The sequence below is a fragment of the Bradyrhizobium sp. CSS354 genome (assembly GCF_029051725.1).
GTDB lineage: Bacteria > Pseudomonadota > Alphaproteobacteria > Rhizobiales > Xanthobacteraceae > Bradyrhizobium.
Genome location: NZ_JAACFU010000013.1, coordinates 19585 through 42644, shown reverse-complemented (window position 1 = coordinate 42644; position 23060 = coordinate 19585). Strand labels below are relative to the sequence as shown.

The following is a 23060-nucleotide window of genomic DNA, read 5'->3' as shown; positions in this document are numbered from 1 at the left end:
GCGGACTAGGCGGCTTGCTCCCGCATCTCCCGCTTGCGGGAGAGGCCGACGCGACCCGGGCGATGCGCCAGCATCGTCCCGCGCGCGGCGGGTGAGGGCTCTCTCCACTTGGGGATTTTTTCCGCAATTCTCGACGATCCCATCGCGGCGACAGCCCTCTCCCCAGCCCTCCCCCGCCAGCGGGGGAGGGAGCCTACCGCCGATGCCGCTCCATCGTTTGCTCTCATATGCGGTTACCCTGTCATCAACGGGGCGATCATGACTGCCCTGCCCCGCGCGTGGCCACGTCGTCGGCGATGACCGAGATCGCCTTCGGGTTGGTGACGATGCCCATGTGGTTGATGCCGTCGATGACCTTGACGTCGACCGACGGTTTGATGGCCTGCACGGTCTCCGCGTACTTGTCCGAGATCATCATCTCGTCCTCGGCGCCGCCGAAGATCGTGACGGGGCGTGTCGTCGCCGGAAGATCGATGCGATAGCCGCGCGTCGCGAAATTGCGCGTCAGGCGGTCGGAATAGGTGGCGACGAGGTACTTTGCCGAAGTCGCGGGCACGGCGAGCGCGAGCACCGGAAGCTGCGAGCAGCAGTCGATGCCGAGCTTGCGCAGCGTGGCGAGCGCGAAGAAGCGCGGCAGGTCGACATTGGCCCAGCCGCCGGCATGCGGCTTGTTGGTCGGCGCGTCATAGCCGAGATAGGGCGCGAGCAGCACGGTGCGCACGAACATGTCCTGCATGATCGGTGTCGCGGCGACGCGCAGCGAGAAGCCGGCGCCTGCGGAATGGCCGATCAAGGTGAGCGGCAGCTCCGGGGCGGTCTTGCGGATTTGAGCGACGAAGTCGACGAGGTCGTCTTCGAGCTGGCCGACATAGCCGATATCGCCGCGCGTGCCGGAGCCGCCATGGCCGCGGATGTCGAGCGCCCAGGTCTCCACCCCGCGCGAGGCGATGGCATGGGTCAGGGCATGATTGACGGTGCCGCTGGAGCCGGACGAGCCGTGGATGAAGACCGCGCCGCGACCCGTGGCGGGGCCGGAGCCATTTCCGTTCCGATGGGATCGGAACGGGGCTCCGGATTCTTGTTTTGACGCGTTTTCTTCACGCGAACCGGCTTCCACTTCGCTTGAAAACGCTTTGGCAGCGTAGTGGCGGAAGCCGATCCAGGTGCCGTCGCGGGCCTGGAAGCGCTCGAGCGGAGGCAGCGTGGACCAATCGATGCCCTTGGCGGAGTCGGAGACCGATCGCATCTCCGGTGGTCGCTCCAGCGGCGTTGCGATCATGGCGGCCAGGATCAGCGCCACGCCGCCGACCGCGCACAAGGCCCATTTCAGCCCGTTCAAAACGCCGCGCAGCAGTCGAATTGCCATGACCACACCTCTCAGACCGATAAAATATAGAGAACTCTATAATACAGAGTACTCTCTTGATCAATCCCCGGATTGGCGCCGCGCTGCAAAAATCCTTAACGTCGGGTCTGATCCCAACATGCCGAATCGTTTGCCGATGCCGTCTGCGGAACCCCTGCTCAACACTCCCGAATTCACCGTTTCCGAGCTCTCGCAGTCTCTGAAGCGGACGGTCGAGGACACCTATGGCCATGTCCGGGTCCGCGGCGAGATCTCCGGCTTCCGCGGGGCGCATTCCTCCGGCCATTGCTATTTCGCGCTCAAGGACGAGAGCGCCAAGATCGAGGCGGTGATCTGGAAGGGCGTGCACGGCCGGATGCGCTTCAAGCCCCAGGAGGGGCTTGAGGTCATCGCCACCGGCAAGCTCACGACCTATCCGGGCTCCTCGAAATACCAGATCGTGATCGAGGCGCTGGAGCCGGCCGGCATCGGCGCGCTGATGGCGCTGATGGAGGAGCGCAAGAGGAAGCTCGCCGCCGAAGGCCTGTTCGACGAAGCGCGCAAGCAGCTTCTGCCGTGGCTGCCGGAGGTGATCGGCGTGGTGACCTCGCCGACCGGCGCCGTGATCCGCGACATCCTTCATCGGCTGGAGGACCGCTTTCCCCGCCACGTGCTGGTGTGGCCGGTGAAAGTTCAGGGCGAAGGCTCGGCCGAGCAGGTCGCGGCCGCGATCCGTGGCTTCAACGCGCTGCCGGAGGGCGGGAAGATTCCGCGCCCGGACGTGCTGATCGTCGCGCGCGGCGGCGGCTCGCTGGAGGACCTCTGGTCGTTCAACGAGGAGATCGTGGTTCGCGCCGCGGCCGAGAGCATGATCCCGCTGATCTCGGCCGTGGGGCATGAGACCGACATCACGCTGATCGATTTCGTCGCCGACAAGCGCGCGCCGACGCCGACGGCGGCGGCCGAGATGGCGGTGCCGGTGCGCAGCGATCTCTTTGTCGAGGTCGGCGATCTCGGGCGGCGCACCCGGTCCTGCTGGCAACGCGGCCAGGAGAGCCGTCGCAGCGAGCTGCGTGCCGCCGTGCGCGCGCTGCCGGCCGCCGGGGATTTGCTGGCGATCCCGCGGCAGCGGCTGGATTCGGCGGGCTCGTCCCTGCCCCGCTGCCTCAAGGCCAACACGCATGCGCATTTCCGAAGGTTCACCGCGGCGAGCGCCAAGCTGACGCTGCGGGTGCTGCACGGCCAGATCTCGCAGGCCGATCACCGCCTCACCGTGTGCGGCGAGCGGCTCGGACTGTCCACGCGGTCGCTGCTGCGGCGGCGACGCGACCGCTTTGCCGGGCTGGAGGTGCGCTTGCGCGCCTCCAAGCTTTCCAATGCGCAGGCGCAGCGCAACGCGATTCATCGCCAGCGCGAGCGCACGCATCGCCTTGCCGAGCGCGCGGGCCGCGCGCTGGTGACGCTGTTGCAGCGGCTCGATGCCCGCGTCGAGAACAGCGGCAAGCTGCTCTCCGCATTGTCCTATCGCGGCGTGCTCGCGCGCGGCTTTGCGCTGGTCCGCGACGAGGCCGGCCATCCCCTGCATTCGGCAGACAGCGTCGGTCCCGGCGCGAGGGTGGAGATCGAGTTTGCGGATGGCCGTGTGGGTGCGACCGCGGATGCGGATCGTGCAGCACCGACGGCAAAGCGCGCGCCGTCGCAGGCCAAGGCGGCGGCGCAAGAGGCCAAGCCAGCGCCAAAGCGCGTGGGCAAGCCGGTGGATCAGGGGAATTTGTTTTAGAGGCGCGAGGGCGTCGCGCCACCCTCGCTATCATTCCCCGCCTTGTGCGCAATTGCGCACTGGAGCGGGGAATCCAGTACGCCGCGGCTTCTCGATCAATCACAGCCGTCTCGGCGTACTGGATCGCCCGGTCAAGCCGGGCGATGACAGTGCGGATGTGGGACGCGTGCCACGAACTCGCTGTCGTCCCGGCCTAGTGCGCAATTGCGCACGGGGGCCGGGACCCATAACCACAGGGAGAGGTTTGGCGAAGACTGGTCGTTCGGGACCGATACCACGCGCAACTGATAGATCACGCGGTATGGGTCCCGGCCCCCGTGCGCAATTGCGCACTAGGCCGGGACGACGTTGGGAGAGAGTGCGCCTTACACGTCCGTCATATGTGGGACGCGCGCGCCACACACGCACTGTCGTAGCCCGCATGAGCGTAGGGACATGCGGGACCGGCGGCCCCGGATATCGCTACGCTCATCCGGGCTACGAGACTGCGCGTCTCAGCGGCAGGACAATCCCGCGTCGATCGTGGTCCAGAAGCCGCAATGTTCCGGCGCGAGTTGCGGCGCGCCGGCATGGGCTTCGAACAGATGGGCTTCGAACAGGAAGACCGCGACGGTGAAGACGATCAGGGCGGAGGAGAACAGGACGAGGCGATTGCGCATCGGATTGCGTTTAATCGACATCGTGGTCGAATGATGGCGTCGTGACGGGCTGAAACCATCACGGCGCGCGATCCGTAGAGTCACGGTCGGCCATTTTCCGTGCAGGGCGATGGTCGATGCGGGGCTGTCCGCTGTTGTTCCCCGGGCGGCCCCGCCTCGCTTCTCACGAGCTACGGCGCGGCGAGCCCGCTCATCCCAGGCTACCGCGCCAGCCACTCCGCGACTTGCTTCTGCGACTCCGCGCGCGCCTGCGCGTCGGTGCCGAGATGGCCGTGCTCGGGCGCGGCGGCGTCGGTGCTGCCGGCGAGTGCATGCAGCGGGGTGTTGGCGCGATCGAAGTCGTGAAAGGCGCCGGGATAGACCACGATGCGCGCGAGCGCGCTGCGGCCATGCGCACCATCGACCATCTGGCGGCAGGCCGGCGGCGACGAGACGTCGTCATTGCCGCCGATCAGCACCAGCGTCGGTACCCGTGTGCTCCAGCCCAGGCCTGCGGAAATCCTGCAATCCGGATAGAACGCGATCGCGGCGCGGAAATCCGGCCCCGTCTCGCGCGCAAGGCTCTGCGGACGCACCGCCCAAAGCAGCGCGCTGGCGCCATTGGCCCACCCGATCAGGCTGACGCGGTCGCGCGCAACCCAGCTCTGCCGCATCAACCACGCGCGCGACGCCGCGATGTCGGTGACGCGTTCGCGCCGCGCCTTGACGTGCATCTCCTTGACGCGGCATTGCGGCCCGAGCTCGCGCGAGCCGTAGCTGTCAGGCAGCAGGACGGCGTTGCCGGACTCGAGCAGCCGCTCGGCCCATTCGCGGTAGCGCGGCAGGACGGAATCGGAATGCCCACCGAGACCGCCGCAGCCGTGGAGCGCGATCACGGTCGGAAACGGCCCCGTGCCCTCGGGCTTGTAGAGCTGCGCATGCAGCACGCCCGACGCCAGCGGAATCTCGACCGGCTGCGGCGCCGGCGACGCTTGCGCGGCCGAGATCAGGAACGTCAGGAACAGGGCGGTGAACGGAAGGCGCATCGAACTTTGCCGTTGGATCCTTCGCTCAAGCACTATCATGCGGAAACGGCGCCAAAACATCACAAACCGGTGGGTTTACCGGGCGGACAAGCCACCCTATCTATGCTACATCCCGTCCAACACATCGTGCCCTCCAAGGTGACTCCGGAGCGGCCTTCCACGGAGACTTTCGACCGTGCTGAACAAGTTCGGCCCCTCGGGCCATGGCGAAGCGCAGGTGCAGTATCTCGACGGCGATTTCCGCGTGATCTCGCCGGGGACCTTCGTGCGTTGCGCGATCACCGATACGCGAATCCCGCTCGACGAATTGAAATACTGGAGCGTGGATTTGCAGGAAGCCTACGCCACGCCCGCCGCCGTGCTCGAGCGGCATTACCCGGGCGCGCCCAAGCCGCAGGCGTGAGGCGGCGGGCGCACGTCTAGTGCTGCTCCGTGCCATCCGCGCCCACGCAGGTTTTGATGAAACTCTTCCTGATCTCGCCGACGATCTTCTGATCGATCGCCTGCTTCAGACAATCAAGCCGCGCCTGCGCCATGCAGAGCTGCATCTGGTCGCGCTTGTCTTGTCCCTTCAGATTTTGCGTTGAGCTGAGGCACGTCACGCGCTTGGTTGCGGGCACCGGCACTGTCGCGCTTGAAGCAGCGGGCGACGTCGTCTGTGCAAGCACGGGCGCAGCAATCAGACACGCAACGCTAGCGACAACAATCGCGGCCGGCAGCTTCATCGAACTCTCCTGATCGTCTGAACGATTAGGAGTTTTGCGATGAACGACGCCTGAATGGCGGCTGCCGTCGGCGAGCAAAGCGCAGCTGCCCTGTCGACGTAGCACGAAATGTGCAGCTTATCGCGAGGCATGGAAATGGTCCGCATCGGCGTCGCGACGATGTTCGCGCGCGCATGAAGTACGCGTCTCACCGCAAATGATCTCCGTCACGCCGATCCGCGTTGCATCGGAGAGTGCTTGCACTCCGTGGTTAGTCATTTCGCGTTGTGGTTGGATTCTTTGTTGCGATTGGCGCTCTTAGGTTGTTTGACGAAGTCTTGCTGAAACAGAGCGCCGCTATGCTTCATCTTAGGTAATTGGCCCTGCTCTTTTTATCGCACAGACAATTAAGTCAACCAAACGGCCACTGAGCTCTGGAATTGGCGCAGTCTGTGAACGGGCTCATATCGAAGAGCCATCTGTCGGGCTACGATCACCTCGAAAATTCGCGGTGGAATATTTGTAAATCGAAAATCAACGATGGGGGTGATCATGCCCACCATATTAAACCTGCTCTATCGTGAGTATTGCCGCGCCCGCCTCGCTGAAATGCGGAAACAGCTTCTGATCGCAGCTGAACGCTCTGAAGCTCTCGAAGCGCATCATCATCCGGATCAGGGTGACGATGAGAGGACGGACACACAACGCAAGACCGGTCGCGGCACGCCGAATTGAAGCGGCCCGAGACCGGCGATTTCTCCCGCGTAGCAGTGACCAAGCAGTTGGCAACAGTTTGGGAGGCAGCAATGAATGCACCCGAGTACTATACCGCCATGGTGGCCTGCGTCTCGTGCCTGACCATTATCGGATTGATGGCCGTTGGGGCGTGGTGAGCATGATTGACTGCTGAACCGCAATCGCAGGCCGTTACCGAGGCCGCTGGCAAGCGCGTTCGGTCGGACCTATGACGGCGGACGCAGCACGCGTCGTACAGCATTGTCCGCCAACGACGCAGGAGGCCTTCGCCTTGCCTCGGCTTGCAAACATTATTCTTGCTGTGAGGTGAGCGTTGCCGCCGCTTCGTTCGACTGCGGCGGCTTCGCTTTAGATCCGGATGTCAGCTTCCGGGCGGGGTATACGAAGAACGCAGCTTCGCCGCGTTCTGGCGGACCTGCTTGATCTCGTCCTGCGTGAACAGCCGCGTCAATTTCACGTTCTGCAGGGTGCCCGCCGTGACGGTCAGGCCGGAAATGGCCGGAGCCGCACCCGGATCAGGCACATCGAAAATCACCAAAACGCCTGGGCCGTCGGCCGCAACGCTGAACATCGAAATCAGCTTTCCGCCGGCCGCTTCGATGAGTTTTCTTGCCGCCTCCTGACGATCGGTCTTGGGGTTCTCCAAAATGGCATTGAGAGCGCGTGGTGTGTATTGTCCGGTGAGGCAAAAATGCATGGCATGTTCTCCTCTGGGTTTTTGGCAATGACTTTCCCTGCCGTTCCGAACTCGTCGTTACGGCCGCTGCATCTGAAATGATGAAGGTACTGCCCGCCGTGGGCATAAACGCCGTCGATGATTTCCGGGAGTTCGGCACGTCCCGGTGACGGCTCTCATGAAAGGCTACATCAACTGCCCAACATGCGGAAGGGAATTCGGCAGCCGCGACATGTCACCTCGGTTGCCGCATATCGCATCCGCGCAGGAAATGCTTTTCGTCACACCGTGGCGTCCACAACGAGTGCGAGCGCGGTTCGCGCGCCGTCCGACATTATCGCCTGCCGAATCTTCGCTCGCGCGCCTTGTAGAGATGGTCGCTGATCAATTGCCGGAGCGCAGCCGGGTCGTCGAATTCGAGCTGGACGGCGAACGGCACGATGCCATCGGGCACGCCTTCGCGGCCGTGCAGGCGCGCGAGATCCTTTTCCGTCGTCACCAGCGTTTGCTGCTCGCGTTGCGCCTCTGTGGCGAGGGCTGCGATCTCGTCGTTTGAAAACATGTGATGATCGGCGAAGGCGCGCGTGCGCGCGACCTCGATGCCGCTGGCACGCAAGCTGCGGAAGAACCGTTCGGGATCGCCGATGCCGGCGAACGCGAACACCGGCTTGCCCAATAGTCTTGCGACCGACTCGGTCTCGGGTCTCAGCCGCGCGCGCAGCTCCGGCTTGTTGCGCCTGGCAAGCTCGGCGGCGACATCGTCGGCGGCGCGCCCGCCGCCGATCACGACCAGCGCGTCGGTGCGCGCGAGCTGCGCCTGCAGTGGCGCACGCAGGGGACCGGCCGGGAACACCCTGCCGTTGCCGAGGCCGCGCTCGCTGTCGATCACGATCAGCGAGGTGTCCTTGAGAAGACGAGGGTTCTGGAAACCGTCGTCCATCAGGATCACGGTAGCGCCTTGCGACTTGGCCAGCACGACGCCCTCGAGGCGGTCGCGCGCAACCGTGACAGGAACGTCGCGCGCCATCATCAGCGGCTCGTCGCCGATATCGGAAGCGGTGTGACGCATCCGGTCGACCATCACCGGGCCCTTGAGGTTGCCGCCATAGCCGCGGCTGAGCACCACCGGCGTCTCGCCGAGCTCGCGCAAGAGCTTCGTCAGCGCCAGCACGGTCGGCGTCTTGCCGGCGCCGCCGACATGATAGTTGCCGACGCAGATCACGGGGATGCCGGCGTCGACGCCCTCGCGCAGCATCCGCCGTTCCGTGATCGCGCCATAGAGCGCACCCAGCGGCGCCAATGCATACGATTCGAGGGAACGTGGCCGGTACCAGAAGGCCGGCTCACGCATTGGCGGCCCCCATCTCGATCCGCAACTGCAGCAGATAAGGCTCGAGCGCGGTCATGGTGCGGTTGAGCGCACCGCCGAGATCCTCGACCACGCCGGCGCCCGACTGCTGGATCTTCTGGCGCAGGGTGGGGTCGGCGAGCAGCTGGCCGAGCTGCTTGATCAGCAGTTCCTGCGTGTCGGCGTGGCGCGCGCCGCCGCTGTGATCGAGCGCCTCGTAGACATCGGCGAAATTGAAGACGTGCGGACCATGGACGATGGCCGCGCCGAGCTTGATCGCTTCGATCGGATTCTGGCCGCCGTGGCGGATCAGCGATCCGCCCATGAACACGATGTCCGAGAGACGATAGAACAGGCCGAGCTCGCCCATGGTGTCGGCGACATAAACGTCGGTGGCCGCCGTCGGCAGCTCATCGCGCGAGCGCAGGGCCGGCTTCAGGCCGGACGCCGTGATCAGGCCCGTGATCGGGGAGCCGCGATCCGGATGGCGCGGCACGATCACGGTCAGGAGCTGCGGAAAGAATCCGCTAAGGCTGCGATGCGCCGCCACCAGCATCTCCTCCTCGCCCGGATGGGTCGAGGCCGCGACGATGATCGGACGCCCGCGCGTCATCGCCATCAGCCGTTCGAGCTTGGCGGGGTCGGCCGGCGGCGCCGGAACGTCGAGCTTGAGATTGCCCGTGGTGACGACATCGCGGCCGCCGAGCGTCGAGAAGCGCTCGGCATCGGTCTTCGACTGCGCCAGACAGATGTCAAACCGCGACAGCAGCGCCGAGATGGTGCCCTGCATGCGGCGCCAGCGCGGGAAGGAGCGCGGCGACATCCGCCCGTTGATCAGCACCATCGGCACGCGGCGCGCAGCGCCGGCCAGGATCAGGTTCGGCCACAGATCGGATTCGATGAACAGCGCCAGCGACGGCTTCCAATGGTCGAGGAAGCGCGCGACATAACGCGGGGAATCATACGGCACGTATTGATGGATGACGTCGGGCGGAAAACGCTTTGCGACAATAGCAGCCGACGTGACCGTGCCCGAGGTGAGCAGAATGCGCAGGTTCAGATCGCGCAAGCGCTCGATCAGCGCCGCCGCGGCGAGGACCTCGCCGACGCTGGCGCCGTGAATCCAAACCAGCGGACCGTGCGGCCGCACGTCCCGGGACAGGCCCCGCCGTTCGCCGACGCGCGCGGGATCTTCCTTGCCCTGCTTCAGGCGCCGCTTGATCAGCGCAGGCGCGAGCGGCACCAGGCCGCGCGCCAGGCGCCGGTACATTCGCAGCGTCAACGGCAGCGAGCCGGGCAGCGATTTAGGCATCTGCAGGTCCCGGCCGGCCGAGTTGCGCATAGGCTTGGCGGGTCGCCTCGTTCAAGGTCTCCTCCAGCTCGAGCCGCAGCGCTTCCATGGTGGCGGCGTTCGCATCCGGCGGAACGTGGATTTCCTTGATGCCGACCAATGCGCCCCGCCCGAACGGCAGGTTGATGGTGGTGCGGTCCCAGTTCTTGAGCCGGACGAAGCGGCTGGTCGCCATCGCAAAAGGCATGATCGGCCGCCCCGATTCCCGTGCCAGCATGATGATGCCGAGCCCGGCCACGCGCGAGCGCTTGGGGACGTCGGCGGTCAGCGCGACATTACAACCGTCCTGGAGCGTCCGCACCATTTCCTTGAAGGCACCAACCCCGCCCTTGCGGTGAAACGCGCCGCCATGGTCGCCCGACCCGCGGATGGTGCCGATGCCGAGCCGCTCGGCGGCGATGGCGTTGAACTCGCCGTCGCGGTGGCGGGAGATCAGGACCCTGGCCTTGTACCAGTCCTTGTTCTTGATGAAGGGGGTGAGGAAATGCTGGCCGTGCCAGAACGCGAAGATCGCCGGGATCTGCGGCTCGACCCGGTCATAGACGTCCGGCGGGTCGAACGTGAATTTGTTCGTCCGCCAGACCAGACGCAGATATTCGGCCGCCAGGATTCCGACGGCACGCTGGACGAAGCTGCTCCTCAGCGTATTGCGAAGCAGCTTTTTCAACGCGCCGGTTCTTGATTCGGGTCGAGCAGCCGGTGGAGATGGACGATGAAATAGCGCATCTGCGCGTTGTCGACCGTGCTCTGCGCCTTGGCGCGCCAGGCGGCGTGCGCGGTCGCATAGTTCGGGTAGAGGCCGACGATCTCGACGTCGTCGAGGTTTTTGAAGGTGTTGTGCTCGAGATCGACGAGCTCGCCGCCGACGACGAGGTGGAGCAGTTGTTGCGGGGCACTATCTGGCATCGGTTCTGTTCCTAACGGGCTGCCCGGCAAAGCAGTGTTCGACAAGCACGAGAAAGCGCTTCACGGCAAGGGGCGGTTTCGAAAATGCGAGACAATGCTCGCATGACGATCGCGACCCGCTGCCACCAGCACCCCATGCGTGACTTGCCGGCGGTTATAGAGGATGGGATCTCCGGAGAGATCGCTCATCCTACCATCGGCTTCCTGCACGATCAAATCCGCCGCCGCAAGGTCCCAATCATGACTGTTGCCGCCCGCAAAAGCCGCATCCAGCGCGCCATGGGCGACGCGGCACAGACGCAGCGCGAGCGAACCGATTCGCGGATGCAGCTTGATCTCGCCCAGTGACGGCTTCAGGCGCTCGACCAGGGGCTTCGGACCCGCGACACGCGAGAAGTCGAGCTCGGATCCCGCCGTCGCCCGCACCGGCACGTCGTTGAGGGTCGTGCCCTGGCCGCGGGCGGCGAAGAAGAACTCATCGCTCGTCGGCGCGAACACCGCGGCGAGCACGGGCGAGGCATCCTCGACCAGCGCGACGCTGACGCACCATTCGTCATGGCCATTGAGGTAGTTGCGGGTGCCGTCGATGGGATCGACGATCCAGGTCAGCCGCCGCGACAGCCGCACCTCGTCGTCGGCGCTCTCCTCCGACAGCCAGCCATAGTCTGGCGTCGCCGCACGCAGGCGCGATTCCAGGAGATCGTTGACGGCAATGTCGGCTTCCGAAACCGGCGAGGACGCGCCCTTGGTCCACTTCTTCAGCTCGGTGCGGAACATCGACCCCGCGAGTGCGCCCGCCTCCCGCACCGTGTCTTGCAGCAGCGCCGCGTCGCGCGCCTGGATGCCTTCACCCGTTGCGTTCGCGTCAACGTCCGCCAAGCGTCAAACCCTCGATGCGCACCGTCGGCGCATTGACGCCGTAGCGGAACTCGAGATTGTTCGCCGGCTGCATCGACTTGAAGATCTCGAACAGATGACCGGCGATCGTCACCTCGCTCACGGGATAAGTGAGTTCGCCGTTCTCGATCCAGAAGCCGGAGGCGCCGCGGCTGTAATCGCCGGTCACGCCGTTGACGCCCGAGCCGATCAAATCGGTGACGTAGAAACCCTGCTTGATGTCGGAGATCAGCTCGGCCGGGGTGGGCGTGCCGGGTTCAAGATGCAGATTGTACGGCCCGGGCGACGGCGAGGAGGAGACGCCGCGATGGGCGTGGCCGGTGGTGGTGAGACCGAGCTCACGCGCGGTGGCGCAATCGAGCAGCCAGGTCGTCAGCACGCCTTCGTCGATCAGCGCGATCTTCTTCACTGCAACACCTTCGGCGTCGAACGTCTGCGAGCGCAGGCCGCGTTTGCGCAGCGGATCGTCGATGATGCGGATGTTCTTGGCGAACAGCTGCTGACCGAGCTTGTCCTTCAGGAAGCTGGTCTTGCGCGCGATCGAAGCGCCATTGATGGCGCCGACGACGTGACCGACCAGCGAGCCCGCGACGCGCGGATCGAACACCACAGGCACCTTGCAGGTCTCGACCTTGCGCGGATTGGCGCGGGCCACGGTGCGCTCGCCCGCGGAACGGCCGACGATCTCCGGTGACAAGAGGTCCGCACCGTGCGGCGCCGAGGTGAAATCGTAGTCGCGCTCCATGCCGGTGCCGTCGCCGACAATGGCGGTGGCGGAGATGCCCTGGCTGGAACGCAGATAAGAGCCGTGGAAGCCGGTGCTGGTGACGAGCACCATGCCGCCCATGCCGGCGGAGGCCGAAGCGCCGCCGGATTTGGTCACGCCCTTCACACCTAGCGCCGCAGCCTCCGCTTCGAGCGCCCGGCGCTCAAGCTCCGAGGTCGCGGGCACGTCAGGATCGAGCAGATCGAGATCGGGGAAGTCGCGCGCGAGCAGTGCGGGATCGGCCAGGCCGACATATTTGTCGTCGGGCGCGACGCGCGCCATCGCAACCGCTCGCTCGGCAAGCTTGGTCACGGCATCGCCGCTGGCGTCGTTGGTCGAGACCACCGCCTGGCGCCGGCCGACCAGCACGCGCAAGCCGACATCGTCGCCCTCGGAGCGTTCGGATTCCTCGACCCTGCCGTCGCGCACCTCGACGCCTTGCGAGACGCCACGCACGGCGACCGCATCGGCCGCATCCGCGCCGGCGCGCCTGGCCGCCTCCACCAGCCGCTGCGCGAGATCGGAGAGCGCAGACTGGTCGAACAGGTCGCGGCTGGCTGTGGACGAATCCTTGGGCGAAAGCGTCGAGCTTGGTGAAGGGTTCACAAACGAAATCCTGTTGGGGCGGGCTGCGGGACCGGAATCCACAGATGTGCCCTGATCGCGCGGACTTCAAGCATTTTCAGCCCACCAAAAGCTCAGATTCGCACCTTGCACGCAACGTCTCGTCAATCATGCGCGCCAAGGTCTTGTCAATCATGCGCGGCGGTGAGGTTGGATTAACCAGCCTTTTTAAGCGGTTTCGGAAAGCCGCGCGCTAAGGTCCTCGCATCGACCGGGAACATAATCCCGGCGGGGAGAACTAAAGCCGTGAGGCGTCAAACAGCAACAAGCGGGATCGCTCCCGCCGGGTCGAGCCGCTCCCTGCGGCTCGACCCCCTTTCCCTTCCGGTCCGCTTCGATGCGCATGATCCGCGCGCCGACGGATATGTCCGGCAGATAGAGCTTCATCGCGAACGTGTCGTGCTGCACCGTGCCGTCCGCGGCATGCGGATGGCAATCAACGTCCGCGTCAGCGACTTCATCGGCGTCGCGCTGCGCGGCAACGACGAGGCCCAGACCCTCGTCCTCGTGCATCGCGATCCCTCGCTCTCCATTCCGCTGCTGGTCAGCGCCGATGGCGACGAACTCGTTGAGGCCTGGGCGATCTGGAGCGAGCTGTTCGCACTTCCGCAGCTCGACGAAGGCGCGCGCAAACCCGCGCCGCGCCGTCGCCGCGCCAACGCGATCCGCGACCGCCGTCCGAAATTTTTGATGCGCCGCCGCACCGGTGTCGCACGGGAGCTGTCGGTGCATCGCCATGAGCGCGAGATCATCGCGCGGACTTAAGCCGCCCGCATCACCGCGTCGGCCAATAATCCCGCAAACAACAACAGCCCCGCGTCGCGGTTCGAATAGAACAGGCGCTTGCAGAGATCGCCGTCGCTGATATTCAGCCGCGCGATCTGCGAGGCCAGATGCACGGCGAAGGCCACAAGTCCGAGCCAGGCCGGCCAGCGCGCATCGCCCGACGCCAGCGCCACGCCGATCAGCAGCACCGCCAGGCCGTAGAATAGGATCAGCGCCTGGTGCGTATGCGCGCCGAACAGGCGCGCGGTGGACTTGATGCCGATCAGCGCATCGTCCTCGGCGTCCTGATGCGCGTAGATCGTGTCGTAGCCGATCACCCAGGAAATCGCGCCGGCATAGAGCACGAGCGCGGTGACGTCGATCCGCCCGAAGGTGACGGCAAATCCCATCAGGGCGCCCCAGGAGAACGCGAGCCCGAGCACGGTCTGCGGCCACCAGGTGATGCGCTTCATGAACGGGTAGATCGCGACGATCAACAGTGAGGCGATGCCGGTCAGGATCGCGAAGCGGTTGAACTGCAGCAACACCACGAGCCCGATCAGCGCTTGCGCGACCATGATGGCCAGCGCCTGCTTCGCGCTCACCTGGCCCGACGGCAACGGCCGCGAACGGGTGCGCTCGACCTTGTCGTCGAGGTCACGGTCGGTGATGTCGTTCCAGGTACAGCCTGCCCCCCGCATCACGAAGGCGCCGACGAAGAACAGGACGATGGTGAACGGCAGGCCCCGGACGTCATGCGCCATGCCGGCGGCGAGCGCCGCCGACCACCAGCACGGCATCAACAGGAGCCAGGAGCCGATCGGACGATCGAAGCGGGACAAGCGCAGATAAGGCCGCGCCCATTGCGGTGCGCGCGTATCGACCCAGTTGCCGGTGGAATCGGCAACTCGGGCGGATGTGTCGCTCATCGGGTCAGGACGTTGCCGTTGAGTGTGTCGAAGGTGCTGCCGCCCTTCTTGCCCGCATTGGCCTCGGGCGCCGAGCCCGAACCCAGCACTTCGCTCAGCGACGGACCGGCCGGACCGCGTGGCTGGTTCTGCATCTGCTGCGCAACATTGCAGACCTTCGCGGCCATCGCCTCGGTGTTCTTGTGGCCGTCCTTCATCTGCGCGCCGATTTGCGCCGGAATCCCGCACTTCGAGGCGTTGGCCTCGATGTACTTGATCATCTTGGTCTCAGCCTGGCTGAAGTTGCGGATCAGCTTGCAGGCCTCGTCAGGCGGGGCGTGACGGTCGCTCGCGGCCTTGATCAGCTTGCCGCGCTTTTCGGCATCCTCGCGCAGAGGCATGAAGGCCTTCATGCAGTCCTCGCCGGGACCGGCTTGCGTCGGCGGGGCCGCGCTGAAGGCGCCGGCGCCACCGACGGGTGCGGCGCCGTTCACGGGAAAGGACGATTGCGGCGCGCCGCCGACGGAGGCGACGGGCGCCGAGCCATTCACGGGCGGGAAGGCGGAACTCGTTGGGGCCTGGCCCGGCAGCGGCGCGGGGAAACCCTGCGCATAGGCACACACGGCGCCCATCGTGACCATGGCGGCAGTGATCGGAACCATCAAATGACGGATCATCAAGGCAGTCTCTCCGGCAGGAGCTTGCGGGGTTCGGCGTCTTCCCAATTGAAGCGCAACCAGCGTGCTCGCGATTTTACGATTCCCGCCGGCGCTTAACAACCCGTTGAATAGGGCAAGAGCGCGGCGCGCCGACGCACCAATTTGGCAAAATTTACCCCGAAAGTACTGCTTTCGGTTAAGAACGGCGGCAAATCGGACCCTTGAACGATGCCTTCCCACGATTTCCGCGGCCCCCGCCTGTTCGTCGATGCCCCCCTTGCCCAGGACGGCAGGGTCGAGCTCGACCGCGACCAGAGCAATTATCTCGGCAATGTGCTGCGGCTTGCCGCCGGGGCCGAGGTTTTGGCGTTCAACGGCCGCGACGGCGAATGGCAGGCTGCCATTGAAGGCCGCAAGCGGCCGGACGGCCTCGTCATCCTCCAGCAGACCCGGCCGCAGGACCGGCTGCCCGATCTCGCCTACGTCTTCGCCCCGCTCAAGCATGCCCGGCTCGACTACATGGTGCAGAAGGCCATCGAGATGGGCGCTGCCTCGCTTCAGCCGGTGCTGACACGATTTACCCAGGCTTCCCGCGTCAATACCGAGCGGATGCGCGCCAATGTCGTCGAGGCGGCCGAGCAATGCGGCATTCTCAGCATCGCCACCGTTGCCGAGCCGGTGCCGCTGGAGCGATTCCTCAGCCAGCGCGCCGCCGGCAGGCTGCTGATCTTCTGCGACGAGGCGGCGGAGCTCGAAAACCCCATTCAGAGCCTGCAAGGCGCAGGCGCGGCGGAGGGCATCGACGTGCTGATCGGCCCCGAAGGCGGCTTTGCCGAGGAAGAGCGGGCGCTGCTGCTGCGGCAGCCGAAAATCCTGCGGCTGGCGCTGGGACCCCGGATCATGCGGGCCGACACGGCCGCGGTGGCCGCGCTGGCGATGGTGCAGGCTGTACTGGGCGACTGGGGTCGCGAACGCGGCTAGGCAAGCATTGGTTGGCCTTCCGGCTGCCGATCATCTGAGCAGCCCCAGGCCACCGAACCAGGTGGAGGGCGACCGCACCGTGCTATTCGCCTCGTAGCGATCGGTTCAGAGTCTCGGAAGGCAACTCTCCGAAAGCCTCTCTGTAGCTCGCTGCGAACTCGCTGAGATGCCAGAAACCATGCGCAAGCGCGCAGGACTTCACACTCCGGCTCGCTCGGCCGGTGCGCAGTTGCTTGCGCACCGACCAGAGGCGCAAGACCCGGCTATAGCGATGAGGGCTCATGCCGCAGATGGCACGTGTCGCACTCTGGAGAGTCCGGACCGACACGCCCGCTTGCTCCGCCAGTTCGGTCGTCTTGTGCCAGATCATCAGATCGCGCCGAATCAGTTTCTCCATATCGGCTACGATCCGCCGATAATGCTCGGTGGTGGATGACACAGGTCCGCTTGCGACGCTGGACCAGATCGCCGCATCCATCGTGCTGAGCAGTGACTGTTCGACAATCGTTTGCGAAGCCGGCTCGTTCAAGAAGTCTGGGTCATTTGCTGCGGTTTCAAGCGATATCGAGATCAGACGGCGTAGCGAGGCAAGCACGTCCGGCGCCGGATTCAGCAAATGGCATCCATCGCCTAATTCAGGCAATGGCTCCCGCCCGGATGGACTGAAGTAGACCACTGCCAGCAGACGCCCCTCCGGCTCATGCACCAGGCAATCTGAATCACCTTTCAATACCAGGACAGAACCGCCCATCGATTGCCCGTTGATGCGGGCAGAGGTCACGTGATCCATCGGGACCGCCACTGCGGCAGCATTGGTGAACTGATAGCCTCGAATGATCCGGGGGAAGGTTTTCAACAGCGACAGGGTCAGGGTCGGCAAGGTGAGCCGGGCACGCATGATCGCGGTAGCCCCGGCCGACAACGGCATGCTCGATGCGCCGGCGTATTTCTCGGTCTCGCCGAAATGATCGATGTCATACGAATTGAGCTCGAGCGCCGAGGACGGCTTGAGATCCTGGAACGACATCAAGCGATCCGCCGCTCTCTTTTGCATTCCCTCGCGAGCAGGGACTAGACGGCTTTGATCCATGTTCTGCTGCTTACTTGGCCTTCTTCTTGGAAACGGCGATTTTAGCGCCACGCAAATCATCCGGCCCGTTGACGCCGGCGCGCCGCAGGTCGCGCGGCATTGAGAATGGCATGAACGATCAGAAGGTCGAGTGGATCGAATTCGTCATAGTGCCGGAACATCTCGCAGATCGAAATCAGCGGCCAGCGCGTGTCACGAGACCGAACGGATATCATCTGTTGCATTGCGTATGAATCGGAAACCAACTTTCGCATTGTAAACGAAGGTTCCGCGAACGGATCGTCCCCCTACCCAAATTGAGTATGTGACCGGTGGAGCATTCTGAAGCGGGCCGAGCAGCTCGCGGATGAAGTTGCGATCGAGGCGGCCGAGCTTCCGCCCCAGGCGACCCATTCATCTTGGAAGCGCCCCGGAGACGTCCCTGTCCCGAAATGAATGAGGGTGAGGCCTCCCTATCCATCTGGGGTCGACGCAGTGGGATGAATAGGTGCTATATTACCTGAATTGGCGCGAGACCTCATTTAAGTTTCGCCTCCCGTGATGACTGCGCGTCGCGCCGACGCTGTTAAGCGATTGATCCTTTGGAGGTCGAAACCGCTTTCGGGCCATGCTAAGGCCTGCGGCAATTCGCTCCCCTTGCTTGCCCTGCCCGGTCCCACCGGGACGATGGACCCCGAGATGACCACGACTGCCACCTCAAATGCTGCCGGCTCCGCCGCCTGGGCGGATACGCTGCTGCTGTCGTTCGCGCAGGCCGGCTATGTCAGGGCCGAGCCCGCGATCCTGCAACCGGCCGAACCGTTCCTGGACCTCTCCGGCGAGGACATCCGCAAGAGCCTGTACCTGACCACGGACCTCTCCGGCGAGGAGCTCTGCCTGCGGCCGGACCTGACCATTCCGGTGGCCCGCGATTACCTCAGCTCTGGCCGTGCTGGCGAGCCGGCCGGGTTCAGTTATCTCGGCCCGGTGTTTCGCTACCGCAACGGCCAGAGCAGCGAATTCCTGCAGGCCGGCATCGAATCGTTCGGCCGCCAGGACCGCGCCGCGGCCGATGCCGAGATGCTGGCGCTGGCGCTGGAGGCGACCGCCGCCTTCGGCGTCCGCGACGTCGAGATCCGCACCGGCGACGTGGCGCTGTTCAACGCGCTGCTCGACGCGCTCAACCTCTATCCGGTCTGGCGCCGCCGCCTGGTCAAGGATTTCAACCGCAAGATCAGCCTGGAGCAGGATCTGGAGCGGCTGGCAGCCGCGACCACCGCGACCCGCAGCGAATATGAGGGCGTGCTCGCGGCGCTCGCCGGCTCCGACCGCAAGGCGGCACTCGCTTTCGTCACCGATCTGATGTCGATCGCCGGCACCACCAATGTCGGCGGCCGCACCACGGCCGAGATTGCCGACCGCTTCCTCGAGCAGTCGACGTTGAAGGGCGGCGCGCTGCCGCGCGAGGCCATCGCCGTGCTCAAGCGTTTCCTGTCGATATCGGGTAATCCCGATGACGCCGTCGCGGAGCTGCGCGCGCTCACCAATGATGCAAAGCTCGATCTCAGTGCTGCGATCGACCAGTTCGAAAGCCGGGTCGGCTTCATGGCCGCGCGCGGCATCGATGTGAAGGGGACGCGCTTTTCGACCGCGTTCGGACGCGGGCTCGACTACTACACCGGCTTCGAATTCGAGCTGCATCACCGCGGCAACGGCGCCGAGCCGCTGGTTGCCGGCGGCCGCTATGACGGGCTGATGACTCAACTTGGATCGGCCGAGCCGATTCCGGCGGTCGGTTTCTCGGTCTGGGTGGATGCGCTGACCCGGATCGGCCGCAAGGTGGGAGCTTAAGTCATGAGCGCGCCATTCGTTCTGGCCGTTCCTTCCAAGGGCCGCCTTCAGGAAAACACCGAGGCCTTCTTCGCCCGCGCCGGGCTGAAGCTGTCGAAGGCGGGCGGCGCACGCGACTATCGCGGCACGCTCGCGGGCCTCGACAATGTCGAGGTCGCCTATCTCTCGGCGAGCGAGATCGCCTCGCAACTGTCCCGCGGCTCGGCGCATCTCGGCGTCACTGGGGAGGATCTGGTGCGCGAGACCATCGCGGACGCCGACAAGCGCGTCTCCCTGATCGAAGGCCTCGGCTTCGGCTATGCCGACGTCGTCGTCGCGGTGCCGCAGGCGTGGATCGACGTCCGCACCATGGCCGACCTCGACGACGTCACCACCGGCTTCCGCGAGCAGCATCACATGCGGATGCGGGTCGCGACCAAGTTCATCAACCTCACCCGCGCCTTCTTCCAGAATCAAGGCATCACCGATTACCGCATCGTCGAAAGCACGGGCGCAACCGAAGGCGCGCCGGCCGCCGGCAGCGCCGAGTTGATCGTCGACATCACCACGACCGGGGCGACCCTCGCCGCCAACGGATTGCGGGTGCTCGACGACGGCGTGATCCTGCGTAGCCAGGCCAATCTGGTGGCCTCGAGGGACGCCGATTGGTCGCCGCAGGCGCGGGAGACCGCGCGAATCATCCTCGATCACATCGCGGCGCGGGCGCGGGCCAACAAATACCGCGAGGTCCGCACCCGCTTCCGCCAGTGCGACGCGGCCATGCTCACCGAGGCCCACGAGCGCTTCGGCGTCGAAGCCCCGTTCGGCGGGCCAACCTCCTCGGGCATGCTCACGCTGCACTGCCCGCCGGGCCAGCTCTATGCACTCGCGAGCTTCCTGCGCGGGCATGGCGCCGAGACCGTCTCGGTGGTTTCGCTGGATTACGTGTTCGACCGGGACAACCCGCTGTTCGCCAGGCTCGAGGCGTTCCTGCGGCAGTGAGCCCAAAGTTTGTTGAGCAATTCCGTTCAGCGTAGCGACAGCAAACGGCAGCTACCATATGCTGTCGAGATGACCTTGAACGCCTCTGGAACCTTGATCGATGACGTTGGGCTCTGACGTTTCCGGCATGACGACCACCGCGGCAAGCGCCGCCGCGAAGGGACTGTCGATTGTCGTCCCCGTCTACAACGAAGCGGCGGGCCTCGCCGCCTTGCACCAGCGCATCTGCGATCTCGCAAAGACCTTGCGGGAGCGCTATCGCTTGGCTTGCGAGGTCGTCTATGTCGACGACGGCAGCGCGGACGCGACGCTGTCGATCGCCCGCTCGCTGCCGGCCGACGCGGTCGACGTCCAGGTGGTGTCGTTGTCGCGGAATTTCGGCAAGGAGGCCGCGCTGATGGCCGGCCTCGACCATGCCCGGCTCGGCGCGGTGCTGTTCATGGACGGCGACGGCCAGCATCCGCCGTCGCTGGTCGAGCGACTGGTGCGGCACTGGATCGAGGACGGCTACGACGTAGTCTATACTGCCAAGGCGCATCGCGACAACGAGCCGTTCCTGCGGCGGCTCGCCGGACGCGGCTTCTATGCGCTGATCAATTGGGGCGCGCGCCAGAAGATTCCAGAAGACGCCGGCGATTTCCGCCTGCTTTCGCCGCGCGCGGTCGCAGCACTGAGGCAGCTGCCGGAGCGCAACCGCTTCTTCAAGGGCCTCGCGAGCTGGATCGGCTTCCGCCAGATCCGCGTCGACTACGAGCCCGCGCCGCGCACCCATGGCGTGACAACCTTCAGCGCCGCGCGTCTGCTTGGTCTTTCGATCGAAGGCGTGACCTCGTTCTCGGTGGCGCCACTGCGCTTCGCGAGCCTGCTCGGCGTGATCCTCGCCGGCGGAGCGTTCCTGTTCGGTCTGTCCATCCTCTGGGAGGTCTTGACCACCGGCAAGCAGGTGCCCGGCTATCCCTCACTCGTGATCGGCCTGATGACGATCGGCGGCGTGCAGCTCATCATGATCGGCATCGTCGGCGAATATATCGGCAAGATCCTCTCCGAGCTGAAGGCGCGCCCGATCTACTTCGTCGCCGAGCACAGTGAAAAGCATTTCGAGACCGACAGGGCCCAGGGCGCTTCAAGCCAGGACACCTCGAACAGGACGGCGGCCGAATGAGCGCGGCCGCGCCGCTGCGGCGGATCTGGCTCTGCGCCGACGATTACGGCATCAGCCCGGGCGTCAATCGCGCCATCCGCGACCTGATCGAACGCGGCCGTCTCAACGCCACCTCGGTGATGATGGTGGGACCTGCGGTCGAGCGCAGCGAGATCGAGGCGCTCCAGGCGGCGGCGCAAGCGAGCCCGCGCTGCGCGATCGGATTGCACGTGACATTGTCGGCACCGTTCCGGCCGCTCACCATGCATTTCCGCCCGCTCGACGGCGACATGTTTCTCCCGTTTCCGAAGCTGCTGCGCGCGGGTCTTGCGCGAAGGCTCGACCGCGAGTTCTTTCGCAACGAGGTCAAGGCGCAGCTGGCAGCCTTCGCGAAAGCGTTCGGGCGCGCGCCTGACTTCGTCGACGGCCATCAGCATGTGCAGCTCTACCCACAGGTGCGCGACGGCTTTGTCGATGCAGTCGCCGAAGCCGCGCCAAATGCCTGGGTGCGCCAGGGCGGCCGCGATCTGCCGCTGATGCAGCGGCTGGCCTCACCGAAAGCCATGGTGCTCGATATCCTCAGCGCGCAATTCCGCCGCCGTGCCGGCCGCGCGGGCCTGAGCTTCAATCCCGGCTTCGCCGGCGCCTATGATTTCACGCAAGCCGCCGATTTCGGCGCGCTGATGCGGCAATTCCTCGAAGGCCTGCCGGATGGCGGCCTCATCATGTGTCATCCCGGCTTCGTCGACGACATCCTCACCGGTCTCGACCCGATGACCGCTGTCCGCGAGCGCGAGCACGCCTATCTCGCCGGCGATGCCTTCGCGCGCCTGCTGACGGACAGCGGCGTCACGCTGGGGTGAAACCGGTGAAAGTTTGCGAGAAAGCAGCCCGCGAGGCAGCTTGTCGCATACCGAAATTTAATCCTGCCGGCACTGTTGGGGCCACATTGGAACCCTACATCTGCCTCGCGCTTGTTTTGCGCGAGGGAGACTGACCATGACGCCGCAGGAACGCCAGCTCGTCGACGAGCTTTTCGACCGGCTTTCGAAACTGGAAAATGCACCGCGCGATCCCGACGCGATCGCCGCGATCTCCGACGGCCTGCGCAAGGCGCCCGGCGCGATCTATGCGCTGGTGCAGACCGTGCTGTTGCAGGACGAGGCGCTGAAGCGTGCTCACAATCGCATCCAGGAGCTGGAGGCGGGGCAGGCGCCCGAGCAGGCGCAGTCCGGCGGCTTCCTGGACACCATGCGCGACACGCTGTTCGGCGGGGGTCCGTCGCGCGGCTCGGTTCCGAACGTGCCGCCACGTGACTCGCGGCCGGTCTGGAACAGCGGCCAGGCGATGCAGCAGACCCAGCCCGGTTATGGCCAGCCGCCTTATGGGCAGGCATACGGTCAAGGACCGGGGCAAGGCTATGGCGCGCCGCCGGTCGGCGGTGGCGGCGGCTCGTTCCTCGGCACGGCGGCGGCAGCCGCGGCTGGCGTCGTCGGCGGCTCGCTGCTGTTGTCCAGCATCCGCGGCATGATGGGCGGATCGCATCAGCAGGCCTTCGGCGACAGCAATGCCCTGGGCGACCGCAGCGCTGGTGGAAGTCCCTGGAGCGGCAGCGATCAGTCCGGCGGCTCGCTCGCGCGCGATGCCGGCCTCGATGACATCGGCTCGAACCGCGACCGCGGCGATGCGTCCCGCCAGGGCTTCGCCGACCACGCTTCGAACGACGACCAGAATTACAACGATCAGAACGACAATGACGACAATGTCGACCTCGCCGATGACAGCGATTTCGGCGGCGGCGACGATGGCGGCAGCGATTACGCCTGACGCTTCTTATCCTTGCTCCAAACGAGAACGGCCGCCGATGA

Annotated in this window: 24 protein-coding genes; 10 read left to right on the top strand and 14 right to left on the bottom strand. The window is 65.4% G+C overall.

The window, feature by feature from the left end; all coding sequences use genetic code 11:
* Positions 1-256: 256 nt before the first annotated feature.
* Positions 257-1366, bottom strand: coding sequence for an alpha/beta hydrolase (locus tag GWG67_RS27035; protein ID WP_275172407.1), 1110 nt, complete (start codon positions 1364-1366; stop codon positions 257-259).
* Between the two features lie 118 nt (positions 1367-1484).
* On the opposite strand from GWG67_RS27035, the gene xseA reads away from it, so the two are divergent.
* Positions 1485-3125, top strand: a complete 1641-nt coding sequence (gene xseA / locus GWG67_RS27030; protein WP_275172406.1) for an exodeoxyribonuclease VII large subunit — start codon at positions 1485-1487, stop codon at positions 3123-3125.
* Positions 3126-3619: 494 nt separating this feature from the next.
* On the opposite strand, the gene GWG67_RS27025 is transcribed toward xseA, so the two are convergent.
* Both GWG67_RS27025 and GWG67_RS27020 read right to left on the bottom strand, forming a co-directional pair.
* Positions 3620-3805: a hypothetical protein gene (locus GWG67_RS27025; RefSeq protein ID WP_275172405.1), complete on the bottom strand. Its 186-nt coding sequence runs from the start codon at positions 3803-3805 to the stop codon at positions 3620-3622.
* Between the two features lie 179 nt (positions 3806-3984).
* Positions 3985-4809, bottom strand: a complete 825-nt coding sequence (locus GWG67_RS27020; RefSeq protein ID WP_275172404.1) for a dienelactone hydrolase family protein — start codon at positions 4807-4809, stop codon at positions 3985-3987.
* 175 nt (positions 4810-4984) lie between these two features.
* Between GWG67_RS27020 and GWG67_RS27015 the strand changes: the two genes are divergently transcribed.
* Positions 4985-5212: a DUF2093 domain-containing protein gene (locus tag GWG67_RS27015; RefSeq protein WP_007596922.1), complete on the top strand. Its 228-nt coding sequence runs from the start codon at positions 4985-4987 to the stop codon at positions 5210-5212.
* A 16-nt stretch (positions 5213-5228) separates the two neighbouring features.
* Here GWG67_RS27015 and GWG67_RS27010 read toward each other — a convergent pair whose 3' ends face one another.
* Positions 5229-5534, bottom strand: a complete 306-nt coding sequence (locus tag GWG67_RS27010) for a hypothetical protein (protein ID WP_275172403.1) — start codon at positions 5532-5534, stop codon at positions 5229-5231.
* A gap of 519 nt (positions 5535-6053) precedes the next feature.
* Between GWG67_RS27010 and GWG67_RS27005 the strand changes: the two genes are divergently transcribed.
* Positions 6054-6248 (top strand): hypothetical protein, encoded by a 195-nt coding sequence (locus GWG67_RS27005; RefSeq protein ID WP_275172402.1) that lies wholly within the window; start codon positions 6054-6056, stop codon positions 6246-6248.
* A 382-nt stretch (positions 6249-6630) separates the two neighbouring features.
* On the opposite strand, the gene GWG67_RS27000 is transcribed toward GWG67_RS27005, so the two are convergent.
* The 7 genes from GWG67_RS27000 to GWG67_RS26970 form a co-directional block, all read right to left on the bottom strand.
* Positions 6631-6966: a GYD domain-containing protein gene (locus tag GWG67_RS27000; protein ID WP_007596925.1), complete on the bottom strand. Its 336-nt coding sequence runs from the start codon at positions 6964-6966 to the stop codon at positions 6631-6633.
* Between the two features lie 313 nt (positions 6967-7279).
* Positions 7280-8296, bottom strand: a complete 1017-nt coding sequence (gene lpxK / locus GWG67_RS26995; protein ID WP_275172401.1) for a tetraacyldisaccharide 4'-kinase — start codon at positions 8294-8296, stop codon at positions 7280-7282.
* Complete coding sequence (locus GWG67_RS26990) at positions 8289-9635, bottom strand: 3-deoxy-D-manno-octulosonic acid transferase (RefSeq protein WP_275172400.1); 1347 nt, start codon at positions 9633-9635, stop codon at positions 8289-8291. Before GWG67_RS26990 ends, lpxK begins: the two co-directional genes overlap by 8 nt.
* The gene (locus GWG67_RS26985) at positions 9598-10311 is read right to left on the bottom strand and encodes a lysophospholipid acyltransferase family protein (protein WP_275172399.1); all 714 of its coding nucleotides are present in this window, start codon (positions 10309-10311) and stop codon (positions 9598-9600) included. Before GWG67_RS26985 ends, GWG67_RS26990 begins: the two co-directional genes overlap by 38 nt.
* A complete protein-coding gene (locus tag GWG67_RS26980) occupies positions 10308-10550 on the bottom strand; it encodes a DUF4170 domain-containing protein (protein ID WP_007596929.1) in 243 nt (80 codons plus the stop codon). The genes GWG67_RS26985 and GWG67_RS26980 overlap by 4 nt, the downstream gene beginning before the upstream one ends.
* A 60-nt stretch (positions 10551-10610) precedes the next feature.
* Positions 10611-11429, bottom strand: a complete 819-nt coding sequence (locus tag GWG67_RS26975; RefSeq protein WP_275172398.1) for a 3'(2'),5'-bisphosphate nucleotidase CysQ — start codon at positions 11427-11429, stop codon at positions 10611-10613.
* Positions 11416-12819, bottom strand: a complete 1404-nt coding sequence (locus GWG67_RS26970) for a TldD/PmbA family protein (protein WP_007614951.1) — start codon at positions 12817-12819, stop codon at positions 11416-11418. Before GWG67_RS26970 ends, GWG67_RS26975 begins: the two co-directional genes overlap by 14 nt.
* Positions 12820-13083: 264 nt before the next feature.
* On the opposite strand from GWG67_RS26970, the gene GWG67_RS26965 reads away from it, so the two are divergent.
* Positions 13084-13602, top strand: a complete 519-nt coding sequence (locus GWG67_RS26965) for a DUF6101 family protein (protein ID WP_275172397.1) — start codon at positions 13084-13086, stop codon at positions 13600-13602.
* On the opposite strand, the gene ubiA is transcribed toward GWG67_RS26965, so the two are convergent.
* Positions 13599-14531 (bottom strand): 4-hydroxybenzoate octaprenyltransferase, encoded by a 933-nt coding sequence (gene ubiA, locus GWG67_RS26960; protein WP_275172396.1) that lies wholly within the window; start codon positions 14529-14531, stop codon positions 13599-13601. The genes GWG67_RS26965 and ubiA overlap by 4 nt on opposite strands.
* Positions 14528-15187, bottom strand: a complete 660-nt coding sequence (locus tag GWG67_RS26955; protein WP_275172395.1) for a hypothetical protein — start codon at positions 15185-15187, stop codon at positions 14528-14530. The genes ubiA and GWG67_RS26955 overlap by 4 nt, the downstream gene beginning before the upstream one ends.
* A gap of 210 nt (positions 15188-15397) precedes the next feature.
* On the opposite strand from GWG67_RS26955, the gene GWG67_RS26950 reads away from it, so the two are divergent.
* Positions 15398-16150: a 16S rRNA (uracil(1498)-N(3))-methyltransferase gene (locus tag GWG67_RS26950; protein WP_275172394.1), complete on the top strand. Its 753-nt coding sequence runs from the start codon at positions 15398-15400 to the stop codon at positions 16148-16150.
* An 82-nt stretch (positions 16151-16232) separates the two neighbouring features.
* On the opposite strand, the gene GWG67_RS26945 is transcribed toward GWG67_RS26950, so the two are convergent.
* Positions 16233-17177 (bottom strand): helix-turn-helix domain-containing protein, encoded by a 945-nt coding sequence (locus GWG67_RS26945; RefSeq protein ID WP_275172393.1) that lies wholly within the window; start codon positions 17175-17177, stop codon positions 16233-16235.
* Positions 17178-17918: 741 nt separating this feature from the next.
* On the opposite strand from GWG67_RS26945, the gene GWG67_RS26940 reads away from it, so the two are divergent.
* The 5 genes from GWG67_RS26940 (at position 17919) to GWG67_RS26920 (ending at position 23019) form a co-directional block, all read left to right on the top strand.
* On the top strand, positions 17919-19070 hold the full coding sequence (locus tag GWG67_RS26940; protein ID WP_275172392.1) for an ATP phosphoribosyltransferase regulatory subunit: 1152 nt from the start codon (positions 17919-17921) through the stop codon (positions 19068-19070).
* 3 nt (positions 19071-19073) lie between these two features.
* The gene (gene hisG, locus GWG67_RS26935) at positions 19074-20051 is read left to right on the top strand and encodes an ATP phosphoribosyltransferase (protein ID WP_275172391.1); all 978 of its coding nucleotides are present in this window, start codon (positions 19074-19076) and stop codon (positions 20049-20051) included.
* A 100-nt stretch (positions 20052-20151) separates the two neighbouring features.
* Complete coding sequence (locus GWG67_RS26930) at positions 20152-21213, top strand: glycosyltransferase family 2 protein (protein WP_275172390.1); 1062 nt, start codon at positions 20152-20154, stop codon at positions 21211-21213.
* On the top strand, positions 21210-22055 hold the full coding sequence (locus GWG67_RS26925) for a ChbG/HpnK family deacetylase (protein ID WP_275172389.1): 846 nt from the start codon (positions 21210-21212) through the stop codon (positions 22053-22055). Before GWG67_RS26930 ends, GWG67_RS26925 begins: the two co-directional genes overlap by 4 nt.
* Positions 22056-22191: 136 nt before the next feature.
* On the top strand, positions 22192-23019 hold the full coding sequence (locus GWG67_RS26920) for a DUF2076 domain-containing protein (RefSeq protein WP_275172388.1): 828 nt from the start codon (positions 22192-22194) through the stop codon (positions 23017-23019).
* Positions 23020-23060: the final 41 nt, after the last annotated feature.

Bases quoted from the DNA above. Each gene is read 5' to 3' on its own strand.
- GWG67_RS27035 (WP_275172407.1), bottom strand. From the start codon at position 1,366: ATGGCAATTCGACTGCTGCGCGGCGTTTTGAACGGGCTGAAATGGGCC.
- xseA (WP_275172406.1), top strand. From the start codon at position 1,485: ATGCCGAATCGTTTGCCGATGCCGTCTGCGGAACCCCTGCTCAACACT.
- GWG67_RS27025 (WP_275172405.1), bottom strand. From the start codon at position 3,805: ATGTCGATTAAACGCAATCCGATGCGCAATCGCCTCGTCCTGTTCTCC.
- GWG67_RS27020 (WP_275172404.1), bottom strand. From the start codon at position 4,809: ATGCGCCTTCCGTTCACCGCCCTGTTCCTGACGTTCCTGATCTCGGCC.
- GWG67_RS27010 (WP_275172403.1), bottom strand. From the start codon at position 5,534: ATGAAGCTGCCGGCCGCGATTGTTGTCGCTAGCGTTGCGTGTCTGATT.
- GWG67_RS27005 (WP_275172402.1), top strand. From the start codon at position 6,054: ATGGGGGTGATCATGCCCACCATATTAAACCTGCTCTATCGTGAGTAT.
- GWG67_RS27000 (WP_007596925.1), bottom strand. From the start codon at position 6,966: ATGCATTTTTGCCTCACCGGACAATACACACCACGCGCTCTCAATGCC.
- lpxK (WP_275172401.1), bottom strand. From the start codon at position 8,296: ATGCGTGAGCCGGCCTTCTGGTACCGGCCACGTTCCCTCGAATCGTAT.
- GWG67_RS26990 (WP_275172400.1), bottom strand. From the start codon at position 9,635: ATGCGCAACTCGGCCGGCCGGGACCTGCAGATGCCTAAATCGCTGCCC.
- GWG67_RS26980 (WP_007596929.1), bottom strand. From the start codon at position 10,550: ATGCCAGATAGTGCCCCGCAACAACTGCTCCACCTCGTCGTCGGCGGC.
- ubiA (WP_275172396.1), bottom strand. From the start codon at position 14,531: ATGAGCGACACATCCGCCCGAGTTGCCGATTCCACCGGCAACTGGGTC.
- GWG67_RS26955 (WP_275172395.1), bottom strand. From the start codon at position 15,187: ATGATCCGTCATTTGATGGTTCCGATCACTGCCGCCATGGTCACGATG.
- GWG67_RS26950 (WP_275172394.1), top strand. From the start codon at position 15,398: ATGCCTTCCCACGATTTCCGCGGCCCCCGCCTGTTCGTCGATGCCCCC.
- GWG67_RS26945 (WP_275172393.1), bottom strand. From the start codon at position 17,177: ATGTCGTTCCAGGATCTCAAGCCGTCCTCGGCGCTCGAGCTCAATTCG.
- GWG67_RS26940 (WP_275172392.1), top strand. From the start codon at position 17,919: ATGACCACGACTGCCACCTCAAATGCTGCCGGCTCCGCCGCCTGGGCG.
- hisG (WP_275172391.1), top strand. From the start codon at position 19,074: ATGAGCGCGCCATTCGTTCTGGCCGTTCCTTCCAAGGGCCGCCTTCAG.
- GWG67_RS26930 (WP_275172390.1), top strand. From the start codon at position 20,152: ATGACGTTGGGCTCTGACGTTTCCGGCATGACGACCACCGCGGCAAGC.
- GWG67_RS26925 (WP_275172389.1), top strand. From the start codon at position 21,210: ATGAGCGCGGCCGCGCCGCTGCGGCGGATCTGGCTCTGCGCCGACGAT.
- GWG67_RS26920 (WP_275172388.1), top strand. From the start codon at position 22,192: ATGACGCCGCAGGAACGCCAGCTCGTCGACGAGCTTTTCGACCGGCTT.